The sequence below is a fragment of the Microseira sp. BLCC-F43 genome, assembly GCF_041929235.1.
In the GTDB taxonomy this organism is placed as follows: Bacteria; Cyanobacteriota; Cyanobacteriia; order Cyanobacteriales; family Aerosakkonemataceae; genus Microseira.
Genome location: NZ_JBHFNP010000041.1, coordinates 1 through 16,448 on the forward strand (window position 1 = coordinate 1; position 16,448 = coordinate 16,448).

The following is a 16,448-nucleotide window of genomic DNA, read 5'->3' on the forward strand; positions in this document are numbered from 1 at the left end:
TAAAGTCGCTGAGTTTCATAAGATACGCAGACGACTTTGTAGTCATACACGAAGATATAAACGTGGTGACTCAATGCCAAAAGATAATATCCGAATGGCTCAAAGGAATGGGACTGGAATTAAAACCCAGTCAAACAAAAATAACCCACACCCTCAATGAGTATAACGGAAATGTAGGGTTCGATTTCCTGGGATGCCATATTCAACAATATGGCTCAGGGAATTACCGCAGCGCCACCAATTCCTCAGGACAAATATTAGGATTTAACACAATCATCACCCCCAGCCAGGAAAAACAGAGAATTCCCCCAAATAAAATGGCTGAAATAGTAGATAAAAACCTCACCAAACCCCTAGCATTATTAATAACTGATTTGCCCTCATTTATTAGGGTATGGTGTAACTAATACTCAAAATTTTCAAGTATTTTTTTGATTCGATGGATTTTCTGTTATACCAAAAGCGCCTTGCTTGGGCAAGGCGTAGAAACATACAATCCAATCAACACCAAATATCAAATAAATACTGGCACACAGTTGGAAATGATAAATGGTGTTTTAGTACCAACGAAGGGCTAACACTTGAAAAACATTCAAAAACCTCAATAAAGGTTTTCACCAAAGTTCAAGGAACAAGAAGCCCTGACGATGGAGATTGGATATACTCGAGTACACCCATGGGAAGAAGCCCAGAAGTCTCTGCAAAACTAGCAACCCTACTCAAGAGACAACAGGGGAAATGCAATCACTGCGGACTATCATTCAAACCGGGGGACTTGATAGAAATTGACCATATTGAACCATTATCTAAAGGAGGAAAAAACGTATATGCCAAGCTTAAAGCCCTCCACAGACATTGCCATGACACAAAGACAGCCACTGATGGAAGTCTTGGTACTCATGACATAGAGCCATTTGATTCAGGCGCAGGATGAAGCGAAAGTTTCACGTCCGGTTTTGAAGCAGCCGGTAGAAAGGCGACTTTCTACTCGACTCCACCAAGATCGCGATTAAGGTCAACCCCAAACATTCGGTGCACCTTTTGCAGAAACTGCGGTCATATAGACTGTACTAATCGCGAAGGTGAAAAATTCATCTGTTCTGCCTGTGGATTTTTTGCACATGCTGATATTACGGCAAGCTAAAACTATTCGAGATAGAGCGTTAGAAATGGTACGTGTGGACTGGGCGAAACCTGCGGATAAAACCGCTAAACGCCCAAAAAACTGTAAGGAGAAGAGCCACTGCGGTCTTGGGGAAACCCCAAGTGGAGCAACTGGCGTATCACCACGCCCTTGTGGCAAGAGTGGTGAGTTTGGAGAACCCTAGCAATAGGGATATTAAGATTGAAAGATCTTCAGAATCTCCACCCATGGACTGCCGGATAGTGTCAAAATGGTTTGCTCTCGCTAACCCTAATCAGTCTTCCCCTTGCCTTCTAACTGAGTTTAGGCTTTCAGTCTTTGGGCTAACCCCGTTCTCGTCCAAATGAGTAATCAAGCTGCGTCGGGTTGAATCAGTGCTGATGCCTTTAGACTCGTAGCCGACTTTCTCCAAAGCTGTCCGCAGAAAGGCGTCTGCTGTTTTGAACGAAACATGATGGTTTTTGCGACCGCAGCGATTGCTGGGAAACAACAATTCGCTTGCCGGTAATTTGTAAGTTTTGAGCCTTTCTTCCAAGGTTGGATGGATTGGGACTTGCCGCGTTTGACGGTATCCATTAGTATCCGCCTTTCGGGTTTTGGTATTCCTAATGGTCTTCTTTTCCCGTTTGATTTGGGAATGTAGATCCTTTTGGTTGGTTTTGCCTGCCAAAATTGATCGGTTTTCATGTCTCTGACCAGTCTGACTCTGTCTTGGGGATTTAGGACGGTTTGGTTATCTACTCCCGCCGTTTTCCTGCCTCGATTTTCTGATGTGACTCGTCCCACAGATAGCAACAGGTTGGAGTAACTGCGTAACATCAATTTCATCAGGCTTCTGACCCGATTCCATTGATGTGCCTGGGTTGCACGATAGATTCTTTTTCTTAGGTTTCTCACCCGCTTCTTGATGGTTTTCCAGTCGATGGTTGACCAATCTTGGAGAGGTTCCTTCGTTCCGATGTCATTGCTGACCCTATCTTTCACTAAGGTTCGATTCCTTTACGCCGATTATCGTTGAGAACCCGCCAGAAGTCTGCCATCTTTCGATGTGGAGCAAATCTTGAACCCCTATCTCTCCCATTACCAAGAGAGTTCGCTTTTTCTGGCATCCTTTACCCTCTGGATGATTAGGCATTCCTTGCGGTTTGCTTACTCTAGTTATCGACATGGACTAGAGAATCCATAGGGCTTACCTTGTTTCACACATTTGATGATTAACTGTTTTGGGTTTCAACTTTATCCCCGTAGGAGCTTTGCCCCTTCGTTGTAGACCGAATCACTTCTACAACCTTCCTACTTACCTTTTGGTCAAGGTGTATCAGCCTGATTTCACCTTCTCCGCTTAACGGAACTTATGTTGATTCACTTGCGTTAACCCTGACAGTTCTCCTCTTGCCTTCTTACCAATTGAGGCTATTCGTATTCCGGCTTTCCTACCTTGCATTCCATCAGTTTCATTACTTACTCTTGATCTAGGTAGGGTCATTGACCCCTTTACGTGAGCACAAGGCGAAGGGTTGCCCTGGAAGGTATACTTCAATCAAATATGCAACTTTCACGTCGCACAATTCTGTATTGGTAGTTGAGTTTCATTCGTGTGTGCTATACAAAACTTGGCTAAACTTATCTAAAGTTCACCATTCAACTAGAAGTAATTTCTAGAGGGTCTGCTTAGAGCTTCCACCAAGGGAGTCGGATCCTTCTTGTCCACTAGGAGATTCGGGTTTTTCCCACCCTATTTTTTCTAGCCAATATAACAATTGTTTTTCCAGCTTTTAGCCATTCTTCAACCATTATTTTCAGCCAATTTAACGAATCGTGGTAAAACGATCGACCTTTTTATAGGCTGGCTAGTTTTGCAGCGCAGCTACTGGTTTACAAACCAGAAGATTTTCAGCCTTGGTTTTCGGCAAAATGCTAAATTTAGCATAAAATTACACCAACGTCAATATTAATTATCGCCATAAATAATTATGAGTAACTTTAGTAAAGTATTTGGCTATTTAGTCAAGCTCCTCGCTATCGACCAAGGGTGAGTGTTGATGCTACTCTTGTAGTGCATATAGCCATACACTACAACAATGACTAGCAAAGAAACTATTCAAATCCTTCTTGCAAAAGCAGAAAAAGATCGATTAGATTTCTATTGTCAAAAAAATGGTAGGTCAATCACGGATGTCTTACGAGAATTTATTCGTTCATTGCCTGAGAGTTAGTAAATCGCAGTGCTGATATCTTCCCCTTGTCGAACATAGTTCAGATATCGCACTGGGATTTACGCGCCATTCATCTCATCGCTTCCCCAAAGCGGTAAGCGAGAGGCTGCTGTCTTATCCAGCTAAAATACCAACATGTCCTGTGTGCTTCTACACTGCAACGCGAGACGTTGCAGCAGCACAAGTCATAAGAAATTGTGGGGTTTCTCGGCTAGGGCATAGCCTGGAAGTAAAAGAAATTGCCTGTGGACTGGATGCGACTCTTACTAGCGGTAACGTTAGTCGATCTGGCACGGGAAGAAGCAGGAAATCTCACAAGCGATTGTTACAATCCCCAGCTTCAAAGCACGACGAAAGGAGCGCTTAAGGTGGGGAGCGTGTCAATCTGGGATTCCCAGCAGACCACCTTCGCCAGCGATCGCTTCACCGATAGCGTAGGCAGCAATGTCTTGCGATTCAAAGTAGCTGATGGTCTGCTCAGCTTGATCTGGCGGCACTAGCAGTACAAATCCAATTCCCATGTTGAAAGTCTCAAACATGGCTTTTGGAGAAACCTCACCAGCAGCAGCTATCCACTGAAAAATCGGTGGAACGGGCCATCTACTCGTATCAATTCGTACATATTGCCCTTTACCTAGACAGCGGGGCAGGTTTTCTGGCAACCCTCCACCCGTGATGTGAGCCATGCCACGAATCTCAACACCGGCAGAACGAGCAGCTAGAACTGGTTTTACGTAAATCCGCGTAGGTGTGAGCAAAACTTCGCCTAAATTTTTACCTGCCAGTTGTTCTGGAGAATCGCTCCAGTTAAAATTGCCGGTTTCGACAATTTTCCGTACCAAACTGAAACCATTGCTGTGAACGCCAGAAGAAGCCAAACCAATGGCAATATCGCCAACTTGGACTTGCGAACCATCCAACATCTGGCTTTTTTCCACAATTCCGACGCAAAATCCTGCCAGGTCATAAACTCCAGGCGGATAAAATCCGGGCATTTCTGCGGTTTCTCCTCCTAGCAAGGCGCACCCAGAAAGCTCGCACCCGGCGGAAATACCAGCAACCACTTGAGTTAGCTGGTCTTGATTGAGCTTCCCGGTGGCTAAATAATCCAGAAAAAATAGCGGTTCTGCCCCAGAGGTGAGGACATCGTTGACACACATGGCGACCAAGTCAATGCCAACCGTATCGTGTTGGTTGAGTTCACAAGCCAGTTTTAGTTTCGTCCCTACACCATCCGTCCCTGAAACTAAAACGGGTTCGCTGTAGCCGCTTGGCAAATGGAAGCAACCGCTAAAGCCACCTAAACCACCAATAACTTCTGGTCGATAGGTACGATGCACCAGGTTGCGGATTTTATCCACAAAGGCACGGCCTGCCTCTACATCAACCCCTGCTTCTCGATAATCCATGAGCCAAACAACCTGGGAATGCGATTGCCATCAGGGGGTATTTTACTAGGGATTGGGCATGAGAAACTGTCGGCATTGGGTTTTTGGCCAGGAAAAGCACCCAAGGCCACCTCCCCACCAGCACAGACTTTTGGCTGTTCCGTCGTACCCACAAATCGGAGCCAGTTAATCACCCAAGTTGCTGGTTATAAGTTGTGACAGCGGTAATGGGTAATTGGTAATTGGTAATTGGATTACAGCGGCTTGCAAGCGAGTGCGGTACAGCCTTTTGGCTTGGTGTGCCAGCACCCTTAATGCTGCTTGCTCGCGTTGGTGTACCTCATACGGTTGCAATCCGCTTTAACAGGCTTTTGCCTTCTTGACAATGACCCATTACCCATTACCCATTACCAGCACCGCTCGATGTAACTAGCAACTTACGTTACTATAAAGATTTGTTAAAATTTGCTTACCTAATTTATGGGGCTGCAAAACCCGAAAATCCGGGTCGTATGGGGCTTTTGAGCAAAATTTCAATTTTAAACTTTTGATAAAGTTACGGGTCGATTGCGGATAACACCGATCCCCAAACTAAAAACTTCGTGGTAGGCTGTTGCAGTTTAACAATCCGCAACAAACGCGGAACGAGTATGAGTTAGCGGGTCAAGTAGATTGCGATTAAAGCTGCCGCTGCTCAGGTATCAACGTCGATTTACGACTGACTTATGAATCAAAGACTTTGGAATGGCCTCACTGCCGTCTTGCTAACGACTGCACTCAGCACGACATCATCTTGTCAGGCACAGCAAACCAAGGCAGTTGCAGAAGAACCGGAGGCAAGCTATTCGGCAGTTGGTAGTAGAGACTCGAATCCCTCATTACCAAGCCAAACAGGACAGAAGTCCTTGCCCGCTGGTAGTGGTGGCTCAAGTCCCTCAACGCCAAACCAAACAGGAGAAACGGCCTTACCACAAACGCACATCCAACCAGTTGAAGCAGTAAAAGTAGGGGAGTATCAGTCCAACCCTGCCACCCCAGGCGCTGCTGAAACGATCGCCAAGATTGAAACTCACGAGATCGAAGGGCGAAAGGCGGCAACGCTTTATGTGAGAAATATCCCAGTTCTGACCTTTGTTGAGTCTGCTCCCGTCACCCCTGGCGGGCAGGAAGCTCGTCCGGATATCAAAGTCGGGCAGGTGGAACAGGGCAGCAATAGCAATCCTCAAGGGCAGATGGCAAGCGAGGCAAGCCAATCCCCAGCCGACCCAGTTTGGCGGGCAATGTCGGTAGCAGCTCGCATCAACCAGTTGAGTCGAGATAATGTCAATGCCAACACGATTACAGTTAGATGGAATGGCGAGCAAAATGCTACTGCTTCCAAGCCAACACCTGGCAATGGCAGACCGATGCGCGATCGCTACATCATCCAAGCTGATGGACAGGATATAGTCCAAATCGATGCTGAAACCAGGCTGCCAGATACCACCCGTAACCTAGCCCAAGATGCACTCCAAGCCACCAATCGACTCCGGCGACTGCTGGGTGGCGCTCCACCCGTCAGGGAAATAGCCGGTATCCCTGCACCCCCTCGTCCACCACAACAAGTTTCCCTAGTCACAGTACTATCCCGCTTTAGGGGTTGGGCTTCCTGGTATGGACCGGGTTTTCACGGCAATCGCAGCGCCAGCGGCGAACGATACAACCAAAATGCTTTGACTGCCGCCCATCGCAGCTTGCCCTTTGGCACGCGGGTGCGAGTCACCAATCTAAACACCGGCGTTTCCGTGATTGTACGGATAAACGACCGAGGGCCATTCATTCGCGGTCGGATTATCGACCTTTCCGCAGCCGCTGCCAGAACGATCGGCATGATGGGAAGCGGAGTGGCTCCCGTCACCATAGAAGTTCTTGGCCCGCCGCCAACCGTAACCATCGAAGATCCGTCTTAGGTTCGCTATCAACTACCTCAAGCAAGGCGTATGCGGGAGTCATATGCGATCGCACCCTTTGAGTATTGTGGGAGCAATGGCAGCGATCGCAGTGCATAAGTTAATTCGGGTGGCACCCATTTAAGGTTAGAAGTTGAATTTAACAATTTTGCTAAAGTTCAACCCCAACCAAAAATTTGCCACAAGGAGATTTGTAACTATGGCTGGTCCGTTTCGACTTGCACCAGATGAAGTACAAGGTGGAATACCAACTTGGGCTTTCGGGAAAGAGACTAAAGTTATCGTTGACTGCAATGTTGACGGTAATTTTGAGATGAGGGCAGGAGTTTCGCCTTCGGAAACTACTAGCCTTAGAACAGGACGAAATGAATTTTTCCGAAATTTTGCAGGTGTGCTTTTAGCCGTTAAAAACTTGACAAGTCAAGATATCACGGTGACTACAGAATAGTAATGCCAAAAGCACAACACCTGTGAGGCTGGAAATCCCCACTTTACCGCTTGCGGTTAGTGGGGCAGGATGTCAATATGGGTCGAGTTGGTCGAACCCTGGAGTATAGCCGTGCGTCTGTTTACGACGGTTGCCGGATTGCGCTGCTACTTGCGTCGATGCCGGTTTGGACAATCAACTCAGGATGTGGAAATCGGCTTGGTTCCCACAATGGGAGCTTTGCATATAGGCCATTTAAGCCTGATTGAAAGAGCTAGGCAAGAGAATAACGTTGTGATTGTCAGTATCTTTGTCAATCCGTTGCAATTTGGACCAAATGAGGATTTCCAGCAATATCCCCGTAAATTAGAGCAGGATCGGCAACTTTGCCAACAAGCTGGAGTCGATGCCATTTTTGCCCCTGCTGCTGAGGAAGTTATTGTGAGTTATGGGAATGGGTCTAACTCACCACCTATGACCCATGACGCATCACCTACAGCAGTTGTTCCCCCCGAATCAATCACCTCTGTTTTGTGCGGTCGATTTCGACCGGGGCATTTTCAGGGTGTTGCCACAATTGTGACGAAGCTCTTGAATCTGGTACAACCTAATAGGGCGTACTTCGGTCAGAAGGATGCCCAGCAGCTGGCTATCATTCGGCGTTTGGTGGCAGATCTGAATATTCCAGTGGAAATAGTAGCCTGTCCCACGGTGCGGGAAGCATCCGGACTCGCCTTCAGTTCCCGAAATCAGTATTTGACCCCAGAACAAAAACAGCAGGCGGCGGTTTTATATCGCAGCTTGCAGCAAGCTGCGAAAGCGTTTAAAGCTGGGGAACAAGTCAGTGCCTCGCTCAAAATGGCAGTGGAGGCCGAGTTGGCAAGCGAACCAGCTATTAAACCAGAGTACGTTGAGTTGGTGCATCCTAATACTCTAATGCCTTTAAACAAAGTTGAGGAGGTCGGACTGTTGGCGATCGCAGCAAGGTTGGGTGCTACTCGCCTGATTGATAATATTCTGTTGCAGAATCGCAAACCAATTGTGGCGATTGACGGCCCCGCTGGGGCAGGAAAATCTACCGTAGCAAAGGCAGTAGCAAAAGAATTAGGGCTGCTGTATCTCGATACGGGTGCAATGTATCGGGCGGTAACTTGGCTGGTGCTAAAATCGGGTATTTCGATTGAAGATGAACCTGCGATCGCAGAAATTACCAGTCAGTGCGATATTCAATTGGCTCAAAGCGATGAACCAAACGCGCCTATTCGCGTTTGGATTAACGGCTTTGAAGTGACCCAGGTGATTCGCAGTCTGGAAGTAACTTCCCAAGTGTCGGCGATCGCAGCTTATAGCAGCGTCCGCCAACAGATGGTTAAAAAACAGCAGCGCTGGGGAGAAAAAGGCGGTATTGTGATGGAAGGTCGCGATATTGGCACTAATGTTTTCCCTGATGCTGAACTTAAAATCTTTTTGACGGCTTCGGTTGGTGAACGTGCCAAACGGCGTCAGCAAGATCTAAAAGTGCAAGGCGAGAAACAGCTAAGTTTGGAACAGCTAGAACAAGCGCTTTCCGAACGCGACTTCAAGGACAGCCACCGGGAAGTTGCACCTTTGCAAAAAGCAGCGGACGCCTTTGAGATTCAAACAGATAACCTTAGCATTGCCGAGGTTACCAATCGAATCATTACTCTCTACTGCGAAAAGGGACTCGATTCCCAAATGTAGCGGCGAAGCATTCCGGCAAAAAGTCCCCTGGCTTTTAGCCAAATAGCTGAGCCGGAATGCTTCACCCTTACAGTAATCGGTTTTGAATGCCAATTTTCTCCGATTTCCTCAATTAAGTGACTCATATCACCAAAATCCGCTACTTGAGTCACAGTTTTTCAGTACGATCAAACACTTAAAAAAGCCGATATTATCACATCGATAAAAGACTGCGATCGCTTGAAAATCCTACTCGATGCTTTATCTTATAAGTAACTCAAGTTGCTAGTTACATCCCAAGGCATTGAAACTTTGGTGCTCTGAAAAATCGTGGGTTTGACACCGAGAAATCTATGAAGAAACCGGGTTTCTGACTATCAAGAGTAGGGGCGGGTTTTACCGCCATCACCTTTGTTTCTGTGAAAAATTGTTGAGCCAGGAAAGAGATATACTCAGAAACAAAGGTGATGCTCAAAGAAACCGGGTTTCTGTGAAAAATTGTTGAGCCAGGAAAGAGATCTAGGTCGAAACAAAGGTGATGATTTCGTTAAAGCGGCCCCTACTGCCAATGAATCCAATTACCAATTACCAATTACCAATTACCAATTACCAATTACCAATTTGAATAACTAGCAACTTACGTTAAGTATATGGATTTTTGCCGCTAAAAAACCGCCATAAGAGGAGCCAATTATGTTATCTCAATCGAGTTTCGACGATCGCTCTTTAGTTGAATCTTTTTACGGAGAATTATTCAATCGTTTCTACAGTGGTTGTAATAGTTCGCTCCGGGCACTTTTACGAGGGTGTGCCTTTGGCATTGCTCCCAATCGCAACAATATCTTAACGTTTTTTATTGTAGCTCCAAACCGAGATGTGGCAGAGAAACTAACGCAACACATTGACAACATTATCCAGCAGGTAGTCGAGCTAATGCCAGGAATACCACAAACCGCCATCTGCTATAACGTTTCATCTGAAAATCCCGTAGAAGAATCACCAAAGCTTGAAAACATCAGGGAAACTTCCTCTAAGTTGATGCTAGGTAAATTCTTCCCCAATATTTAACTAAAAATAGCTATAAATACTCAATCCTTCAACTATAGACAAGGCTCATTAGTTGCAAGGGCAAGCGGGATGCCGCTGCACGCCGACGCGGGCGCGATCCCACAGCGTGCCTTGGGGTAACCTGGGAACAGGACAAGTGGAGAATCGCTGCAATAAATTTTCCACTACCAATCTTAACTTTCTCCTCGTCATATTATGCTGGTTGTGCCACTACAATCAAAGGCTATATGAGTGTGAGGAAACTTAAGTTGGCAAAGCGTAAGCGCTTGGTTAGGCAGATTCTGATATTCTTATCGCTGGTTATTTCGGGTTTCTGTTTAGCGATCGCTCTGGGTGGGATAGCACGCCAACCAGCAGCTCAAACGTTACAAGCAAAGAATTCTGCGCCCCAGATATCGCCCGCGACAAAAACCGAGCAAAAGGCTACTTCTACTCCGATTCCCACTCCCCAAACCCCAATCGCCGATGCTCAATCGGAAGTCCCAGCAGAGGAGCAACCCGTTAAAACTTTTTCACCCCCAACCCAGTATCAGGGCAAACTCGTCAAGCAAGTCAAACTCTCAAATAAAGAAAAAGTCGTTGCCCTAACGTTTGATGACGGACCAGTGCCTAATTATACTTCGCAGGTGTTGGAAATACTTAAGAAAAATGATATTAAGGCAACTTTCTTCTGGATCGGACGGATGCTGAAGCAGCATCCGGAGATAGCCAAGCAAGTTGTCGCTGAAGGACACGTCGTTGCGAACCACACTTGGAGCCATTCTTACCGTTGGATGAATAAAGCTACTGCTGCACGGGAAATTGATGACACGGCAGATTTAATCTACAAGACGACAGGAGTAAAATCGCTCTATTTCCGGCCCCCTGGTGGGATTTTAACCAACGGAGTAGCTGATTACGCCAAAAAGAAAAATTATGCCGTCATCATGTGGTCGAACGACTCGATAGACTATCGTCGCTCTCCTGCAAAACGGTTGGTAAATAACGTAATGCGTAGGATTAACCCTACCGAAATCGTACTGATGCACGATGGTGGTGGAAATCGTTCCGAAACGGTAAAAGCTTTACCGGAAATCATTTCTAGATTCAAAAAACTCGGATACAAGTTTGTGACTATACCCGAGTTACTAGAAATGGAATTGAAGGAAAAAGAAGCCGCTTCTAAGAGTAAGAAAAAAGCAGTTAACACCGAGGAGAAAGATTCTAAATCCTCACCCGTTAATAGGGAGGAACAAGGTGTTAAGAGCGAGGAGAAAGATTCTAACTCCTCACCCGTTAATCAGGAGGAACAAGGGGTGAAGAGCGATGGGAAAGATTCTAACTCCTCACCCATCAACAGCGTGGAACAAGGTGTTAAGAGCAATCAGAAAGATTCCAATCCCTCATATATCGCCCCTGAACCAGAAGCCTTACCAGCAGAGGGGATACAAGAAATACCGGATTCCCAATCCCCATTACCCAGTCCCCATTCATCTACTGAACAGTACTGAGAATTTTTTGTGCCGCTGTTTCGGGATTCGCTTCTTTAGAATTCGCTTCCGAAGGCGGCACAACTTGCCAGAATTTCGGCAAATATTCCGACCAATTAGCCAAAATAGCTTTGGCTTTTTGGCTGCCAGTACGTTCTAAGAAAGCTGCAATTAGGTCTTTTAATTGTTGCTCTCCAACTTGGGTAATTACCCGCTGAATTTTGACAATTTCCCGGTTAACTTTGGAGGGGAAGCTGCCATCTTCATCCAGGAAGTAAGCCAGACCGCCCGTCATACCCGCTCCCACGTTACGGCCTACTTTACCCAAAACGACGATAACGCCGCCGGTCATGTATTCGCAACAGTGGTCGCCCGCACCTTCAATTACCGCAGCAGCTTGGGAGTTCCGCACCGCGAAGCGTTCTCCGGCAATTCCAGCGGCGAACAAGGTACCGCCGGTAGCACCGTAGAGGCAGGTATTGCCCGCGATCGCATTCTCCCAGGAATGGTAGGTAGCGACGGAGGGTGGCTTAATAATAATCTCTCCACCGTGCATCCCCTTGCCTACATAATCGTTTGCTTCCCCTTCCAAGATTAAAGTCATCCCCGGCAAGTTAAACGCGCCAAAGCTTTGACCCGCACTACCGATAAAGTTGAGGGTAATGTGACCTGCAAAGCCGTTATTGCCGTATTGGGCAGCAATTTCTCCCGCCAGACGCGCTCCTACTGTCCGATCGGTATTGACAATTCGCATCGTTTTGTGGTATAATCCGTTCCCTTTGATCGCCGCTGGCAAGTTCGGATCGGCAAGCAATTCGTCATCGAGTACGGGGCCATTACTATGGACGCTTTCGTGATTCAGCCAATCCCGATTTTCCCTTGTATCGGGCAGGGATAGGAGGCAATCGAGATTCAAAGCGCCTGTCTTGGTGAGTTGCACGTCGCGCCTTGTCAGCAAGTCGGCGCGACCAACAACTTCGTTAATTGAACGATAGCCCAACTTTGCTAGGACGCACCGGACTTCAAGGGCGATGAAATAGAAGAAATTCACCACGTGTTCCGGTATACCAGTAAAGCGCTTCCGCAACTGTTCTTGCTGAGTTGCCACGCCGACGGGACAGTTATTCGTGTGGCAGATGCGTGCCATAATGCAGCCTTCGGCAATCATGGCAATTGACCCAAAGCCGAATTCTTCTGCGCCCATGACAGCGCCCATCAGTACATCGTGACCAGTTTTGATACCGCCATCCACGCGGAGGATGACGCGATCGCGCAACCCATTCTCCATCAACACGCGATGCACTTCTGTCAATCCGAGTTCCCACGGGGACCCCGCGTGCTTAATCGAACTTAGGGGCGAAGCACCCGTGCCGCCGTCGTGACCGGAAATTTGGATAATATCTGCATTCGCCTTGGCGACGCCTGCGGCAATCGTGCCGATACCAACTTCCGCGACGAGTTTGACGGAAACCCCAGCTTTGGGGTTAATTTGGTGCAAATCGAAAATCAGCTGCGCCAAGTCTTCAATCGAGTAGATATCGTGGTGCGGAGGTGGCGAAATCAGGGTTACGCCGGGTTTAGAACGCCGCAACATGGCGATGTAAGGACTGACTTTGGTTCCGGGTAATTGACCGCCTTCTCCGGGTTTCGCGCCTTGGGCGATTTTAATTTCCAGTTGCTGGGCGCTCATCAAGTATTCTGGAGTTACGCCAAACCGACCGGAAGCGACTTGTTTAATTGCAGAAGAAGCAGTGTCGCCGTTTCGCAAACCTTTGAGGTGCGGGAAGGTTGGGGAATGACCATTTTGATCCACATCATCCAAAATTTTGAAGCGCAGGGGATCTTCTCCACCTTCCCCAGAATTCGACTTACCGCCGATGCGGTTCATTGCAATCGCCAGAGTTTCGTGCGCTTCTGGGGATAGCGCCCCTAAAGACATACCGCCGGTGCAGAAGCGCTTCATAATTGCTTCTGCTGATTCTACTTCCTCGACGGGGATGGGAGAGCGATCGCTCTTAAATTCCAGCAAATCCCGCAACGCCGTTACCGGACGACCTTGCAAGTACTTCTGATAAACTTCGTAGTGGTCGTAACCGGGAATGTCAGATTTTAGATTTGAGATTTCAGATTGCAGATTTGAGGTGGGACTTTCATCTTCAATCTGCAATCTGAAATCTGAAATCTGCGATTTCGCTGCTGCGACAGCCTTATGCAAAGCTTTCGCCATTTCCGGGCTATTCATGTGATACTCGCCACCCGGACGGTAAGCAACAAAGCCGAAGTTTTCTAACTTTTTCAGCGTTAGTTCGGGGAAGGCTTTTTGATGGAAAGACAGCACCTCAGAAGCTAATTCCCGCACGCTTAAGCCGCCGACGCGAGAAGCAGTGCCTTTAAAGCCCAAATTTAGCAAATCTGCACCGATACCAATTGCTTCAAAAATCTGGGCTGCTTGGTAAGAAGACAACAAGGAAATGCCCATCTTGGACAGAATTTTCAGCAAGCCATCTTCTACCGCCTTGCGGAAATTTTTCTGGGCTTGACTGACAGTAATGTTGGCAATTTTGCCTCGTTCCATCAGACTTCGCGTCTTGGAATTTGACCACCAATGACGCACGCTTTCTAGCGCCAAATACGGACATACCGCACTTGATCCATAGCCAATTAAACAGGCAAAGTGGTGAGTACTCCAGCACTGCGCCGTATCGACAACCAAAGAAACTTTCATCCGCACATTTTGACGGATTAAGTGGTGGTGAACCGCACCCACTGCCAACAGCGGCGGGATATAGGTTGCATCCGCACTAACAGTCCCCTTATTGTCAAGATCCCCCCCTGTTGTCCCCCCGTTCTTGTCAAGATCCCCCCCTGTTGTCCCCCCCTTATCAAGGGGGGCTAGGGGGGATCGATCGCTTAATACCAATATCTTCGTTCCGTTTTGTACCAATTCCGTCGCCTTGGCACAAAGATTGCGAACAGCGTCTGCTAAACCATCTGGTCCAGTGGCAATTTCAAACAGCGTAGAAATAGTAGCCGTGCGAGATTCTAGAGTCCGAATTTGCTCTAAATCTGTATCGGAAAGTACTGGCGAATCTAACTGCAAGACGCGCGCATATTCAGGCATTGCTTCTAACAGATTTCCCTTCTCGCCCAAGTACGTGCTTAAAGACATGACCAACTTTTCGCGCAAAGGGTCAATTGCCGGGTTAGTTACTTGGGCGAAACGCTGCTTAAAGTAGTCATAAAGTAAGTGGGGACGGGATGACAGCACTGCCAAAGGAATATCGTCTCCCATGCAGTAAGTTGGTTCTTTCCCCGACGCCGCCATTTCTTCGATGACCATTTCCACATCTTCAGCTGTATAGCCAAAGGCGGTTTGATGGCGCAGTAAAGTTTGTGCATCGAGTTGAGTATTTTCGAGGGGGGGTTGTACTTCCAACTTCTGGCGCTGTTTTAGCCATTCCCCATAAGGCAACCTTGCTGCTACCCGCTGCTTGATTTCCCAGTTTTTCAGAACTTCTTTAGTTTCCAGGTCAACAGCGATCGCGCATCCCGGTCCTAAGCGACCTTTTTCTACAATGTCAGCTTCTGGGATATCTACCACACCAGCTTCGCTAGCGACAATGATATAGCGATCGCGCGTAACGCAATAGCGAGCCGGACGCAAACCGTTACGGTCAAGCGTAGCACCCACCTTCTTACCATCGCCGAAGGCTAGCAAAGCGGGACCATCCCAAGGTTCTTGAATGCCGCTGTAATATTCGTAAAAATCGACAATTTCTGGATGAGCGTCTAATTCTGGCTGATTTTGGTACGCTTCCGGCACCATAATCATCAAAGCTTCCATTGGACTGCGACCAGATCGCACCAACAATTCCAGCACGTTATCCAGAGTAGCCGAATCGCTGTTATCGACATTGACGATTGGTTTGAGGTCGTTTAAGCGCCCTTCCCAAATCGGATGGGCTAAATCTGCTTCCCGCGCCACCATCCAATTAATATTGCCCAACAGCGTATTGATTTCGCCATTGTGTCCCAACAAGCGCATCGGCTGTGCCAAAGGCCACTTGGGCATGGTATTGGTGCTAAAGCGCCGGTGATAAACCGCAAACAGACTCTTATATGCTGGATTTTTTAAGTCCGCGTAAAACTCTCCCAATACCGCCGCGCGCACCATGCCTTTATAGACAATCGTGCGGGAAGAGAAAGAGCAAATGTAAAAATCGGTAATCGGTAATTGGTTATCGTTAATGGGTAATTGGGCGGATTCTTCTTGATTACCCTCGTTCCCTGGATCCGCCTGGGAATGCAATGACCCATTACCAATTACCGCTTTTTCTATCTGCTTCCTGGCTAAATACAAGTGTCGTTCGAGTTCATCGCCGCGCAGATGTTCTGAAGCAACTATTAGCTGTTCGATTTGCGGTTGATTTTCCCGTGCTTGCACGCCCAAAACCTGTTCGCGTACCGGCACTTTCCGCCACCCCAACAAGGTTAAGCCTTCTTTTTGTAATAAATCCGCGACAACCGGGCGAATCTTTTCTATAACAGAGTTATCCTGGGGCAGAAACACCATTCCCACCCCAACTTGTTCCGAGGATGGCATTTGAATTCCCTGTTCCCCTGCCCACTGGTGGAGTATTTCCCAAGGAATGGCGGTCATTAAACCAGAACCATCACCGGAATCTTGGTCAGCACTGCACCCGCCCCGGTGTTCCAAACAAGTCAGTGCAGACAAAGCCTTTGTCACAATTTCATGGGTGGGGGCAGATTCAAGGGTGGCGATAAAGCCGACACCGCAGGCATCGCGTTCCTCTACCAACCAGCGTTGGCCTGCATATCCCGCCTGTTGTTGGTTATTATCGACGCTCGTGTGATTCATCGGATGACTCATGCAACTGTTTCCTCGTTTATCCTGATGTAGATTTATTGATCGAACCTTGCCCCGCATGTAGTGGCTTGTGCTTACCACAACAAGTTCGCCTGCGTAAAAATTCTGATTTTGTCGCGAACTTAAAGCCAGTTCCCTCGACCAATCCAGCCCTTACTCCAACTGACACCTATACTGCCTGACACCTTCAGATGCTTA

12 protein-coding genes are annotated in these 16,448 nt (G+C 47.5%); 8 read left to right on the forward strand and 4 right to left on the reverse strand.

Annotation, left to right across the window (positions count from 1 at the left end):
- The 3 genes from ACE1CM_RS07295 to ACE1CM_RS07305 all read left to right on the forward strand — a co-directional run.
- The coding region (locus ACE1CM_RS07295; RefSeq protein ID WP_374876742.1) for a reverse transcriptase domain-containing protein at positions 1 to 407 on the forward strand (407 nt) is incomplete at its 5' end.
- A 32-nt stretch (positions 408 to 439) separates the two neighbouring features.
- The gene (locus ACE1CM_RS07300) at positions 440 to 934 is read left to right on the forward strand and encodes an HNH endonuclease (protein ID WP_374876743.1); all 495 of its coding nucleotides are present in this window, start codon (positions 440 to 442) and stop codon (positions 932 to 934) included.
- 93 nt (positions 935 to 1,027) lie between these two features.
- A complete protein-coding gene (locus ACE1CM_RS07305) occupies positions 1,028 to 1,144 on the forward strand; it encodes a zinc ribbon domain-containing protein (protein ID WP_374876856.1) in 117 nt (38 codons plus the stop codon).
- 351 nt (positions 1,145 to 1,495) lie between these two features.
- On the opposite strand, the gene ACE1CM_RS07310 is transcribed toward ACE1CM_RS07305, so the two are convergent.
- The gene (locus ACE1CM_RS07310; RefSeq protein WP_374876744.1) at positions 1,496 to 2,128 is read right to left on the reverse strand and encodes a reverse transcriptase N-terminal domain-containing protein; all 633 of its coding nucleotides are present in this window, start codon (positions 2,126 to 2,128) and stop codon (positions 1,496 to 1,498) included.
- A 1,612-nt stretch (positions 2,129 to 3,740) separates the two neighbouring features.
- Complete coding sequence (gene purM / locus ACE1CM_RS07315; RefSeq protein WP_374876745.1) at positions 3,741 to 4,769, reverse strand: phosphoribosylformylglycinamidine cyclo-ligase; 1,029 nt, start codon at positions 4,767 to 4,769, stop codon at positions 3,741 to 3,743.
- Between the two features lie 704 nt (positions 4,770 to 5,473).
- On the opposite strand from purM, the gene ACE1CM_RS07320 reads away from it, so the two are divergent.
- The 4 genes from ACE1CM_RS07320 (at position 5,474) to ACE1CM_RS07335 (ending at position 9,893) form a co-directional block, all read left to right on the forward strand.
- Positions 5,474 to 6,697 carry a septal ring lytic transglycosylase RlpA family protein gene (locus tag ACE1CM_RS07320; protein ID WP_374876746.1) on the forward strand — a complete coding sequence of 408 codons (1,224 nt, stop codon included), beginning with the start codon at positions 5,474 to 5,476 and terminating at the stop codon, positions 6,695 to 6,697.
- Positions 6,698 to 6,896: 199 nt separating this feature from the next.
- Positions 6,897 to 7,145 carry a hypothetical protein gene (locus ACE1CM_RS07325; RefSeq protein WP_374876747.1) on the forward strand — a complete coding sequence of 83 codons (249 nt, stop codon included), beginning with the start codon at positions 6,897 to 6,899 and terminating at the stop codon, positions 7,143 to 7,145.
- Between the two features lie 111 nt (positions 7,146 to 7,256).
- Positions 7,257 to 8,846 (forward strand): bifunctional pantoate--beta-alanine ligase/(d)CMP kinase, encoded by a 1,590-nt coding sequence (locus ACE1CM_RS07330; RefSeq protein ID WP_374876857.1) that lies wholly within the window; start codon positions 7,257 to 7,259, stop codon positions 8,844 to 8,846.
- A 672-nt stretch (positions 8,847 to 9,518) separates the two neighbouring features.
- The gene (locus ACE1CM_RS07335) at positions 9,519 to 9,893 is read left to right on the forward strand and encodes a hypothetical protein (protein WP_374876748.1); all 375 of its coding nucleotides are present in this window, start codon (positions 9,519 to 9,521) and stop codon (positions 9,891 to 9,893) included.
- A 48-nt stretch (positions 9,894 to 9,941) separates the two neighbouring features.
- Here the strand turns inward: ACE1CM_RS07335 and ACE1CM_RS07340 are convergent, their stop codons facing one another.
- Complete coding sequence (locus ACE1CM_RS07340) at positions 9,942 to 10,085, reverse strand: hypothetical protein (protein ID WP_374876749.1); 144 nt, start codon at positions 10,083 to 10,085, stop codon at positions 9,942 to 9,944.
- A 56-nt stretch (positions 10,086 to 10,141) separates the two neighbouring features.
- On the opposite strand from ACE1CM_RS07340, the gene ACE1CM_RS07345 reads away from it, so the two are divergent.
- Entirely contained in the window at positions 10,142 to 11,383 is a 1,242-nt protein-coding gene (locus tag ACE1CM_RS07345) for a polysaccharide deacetylase family protein (RefSeq protein ID WP_374876750.1), read from the forward strand.
- Here ACE1CM_RS07345 and ACE1CM_RS07350 read toward each other — a convergent pair.
- Positions 11,367 to 16,253 (reverse strand): glutamate synthase-related protein, encoded by a 4,887-nt coding sequence (locus tag ACE1CM_RS07350; protein WP_374876751.1) that lies wholly within the window; start codon positions 16,251 to 16,253, stop codon positions 11,367 to 11,369. The two genes, ACE1CM_RS07345 and ACE1CM_RS07350, sit on opposite strands and share 17 nt — an antisense overlap.
- Between the last annotated feature and the right edge of the window lie 195 nt (positions 16,254 to 16,448).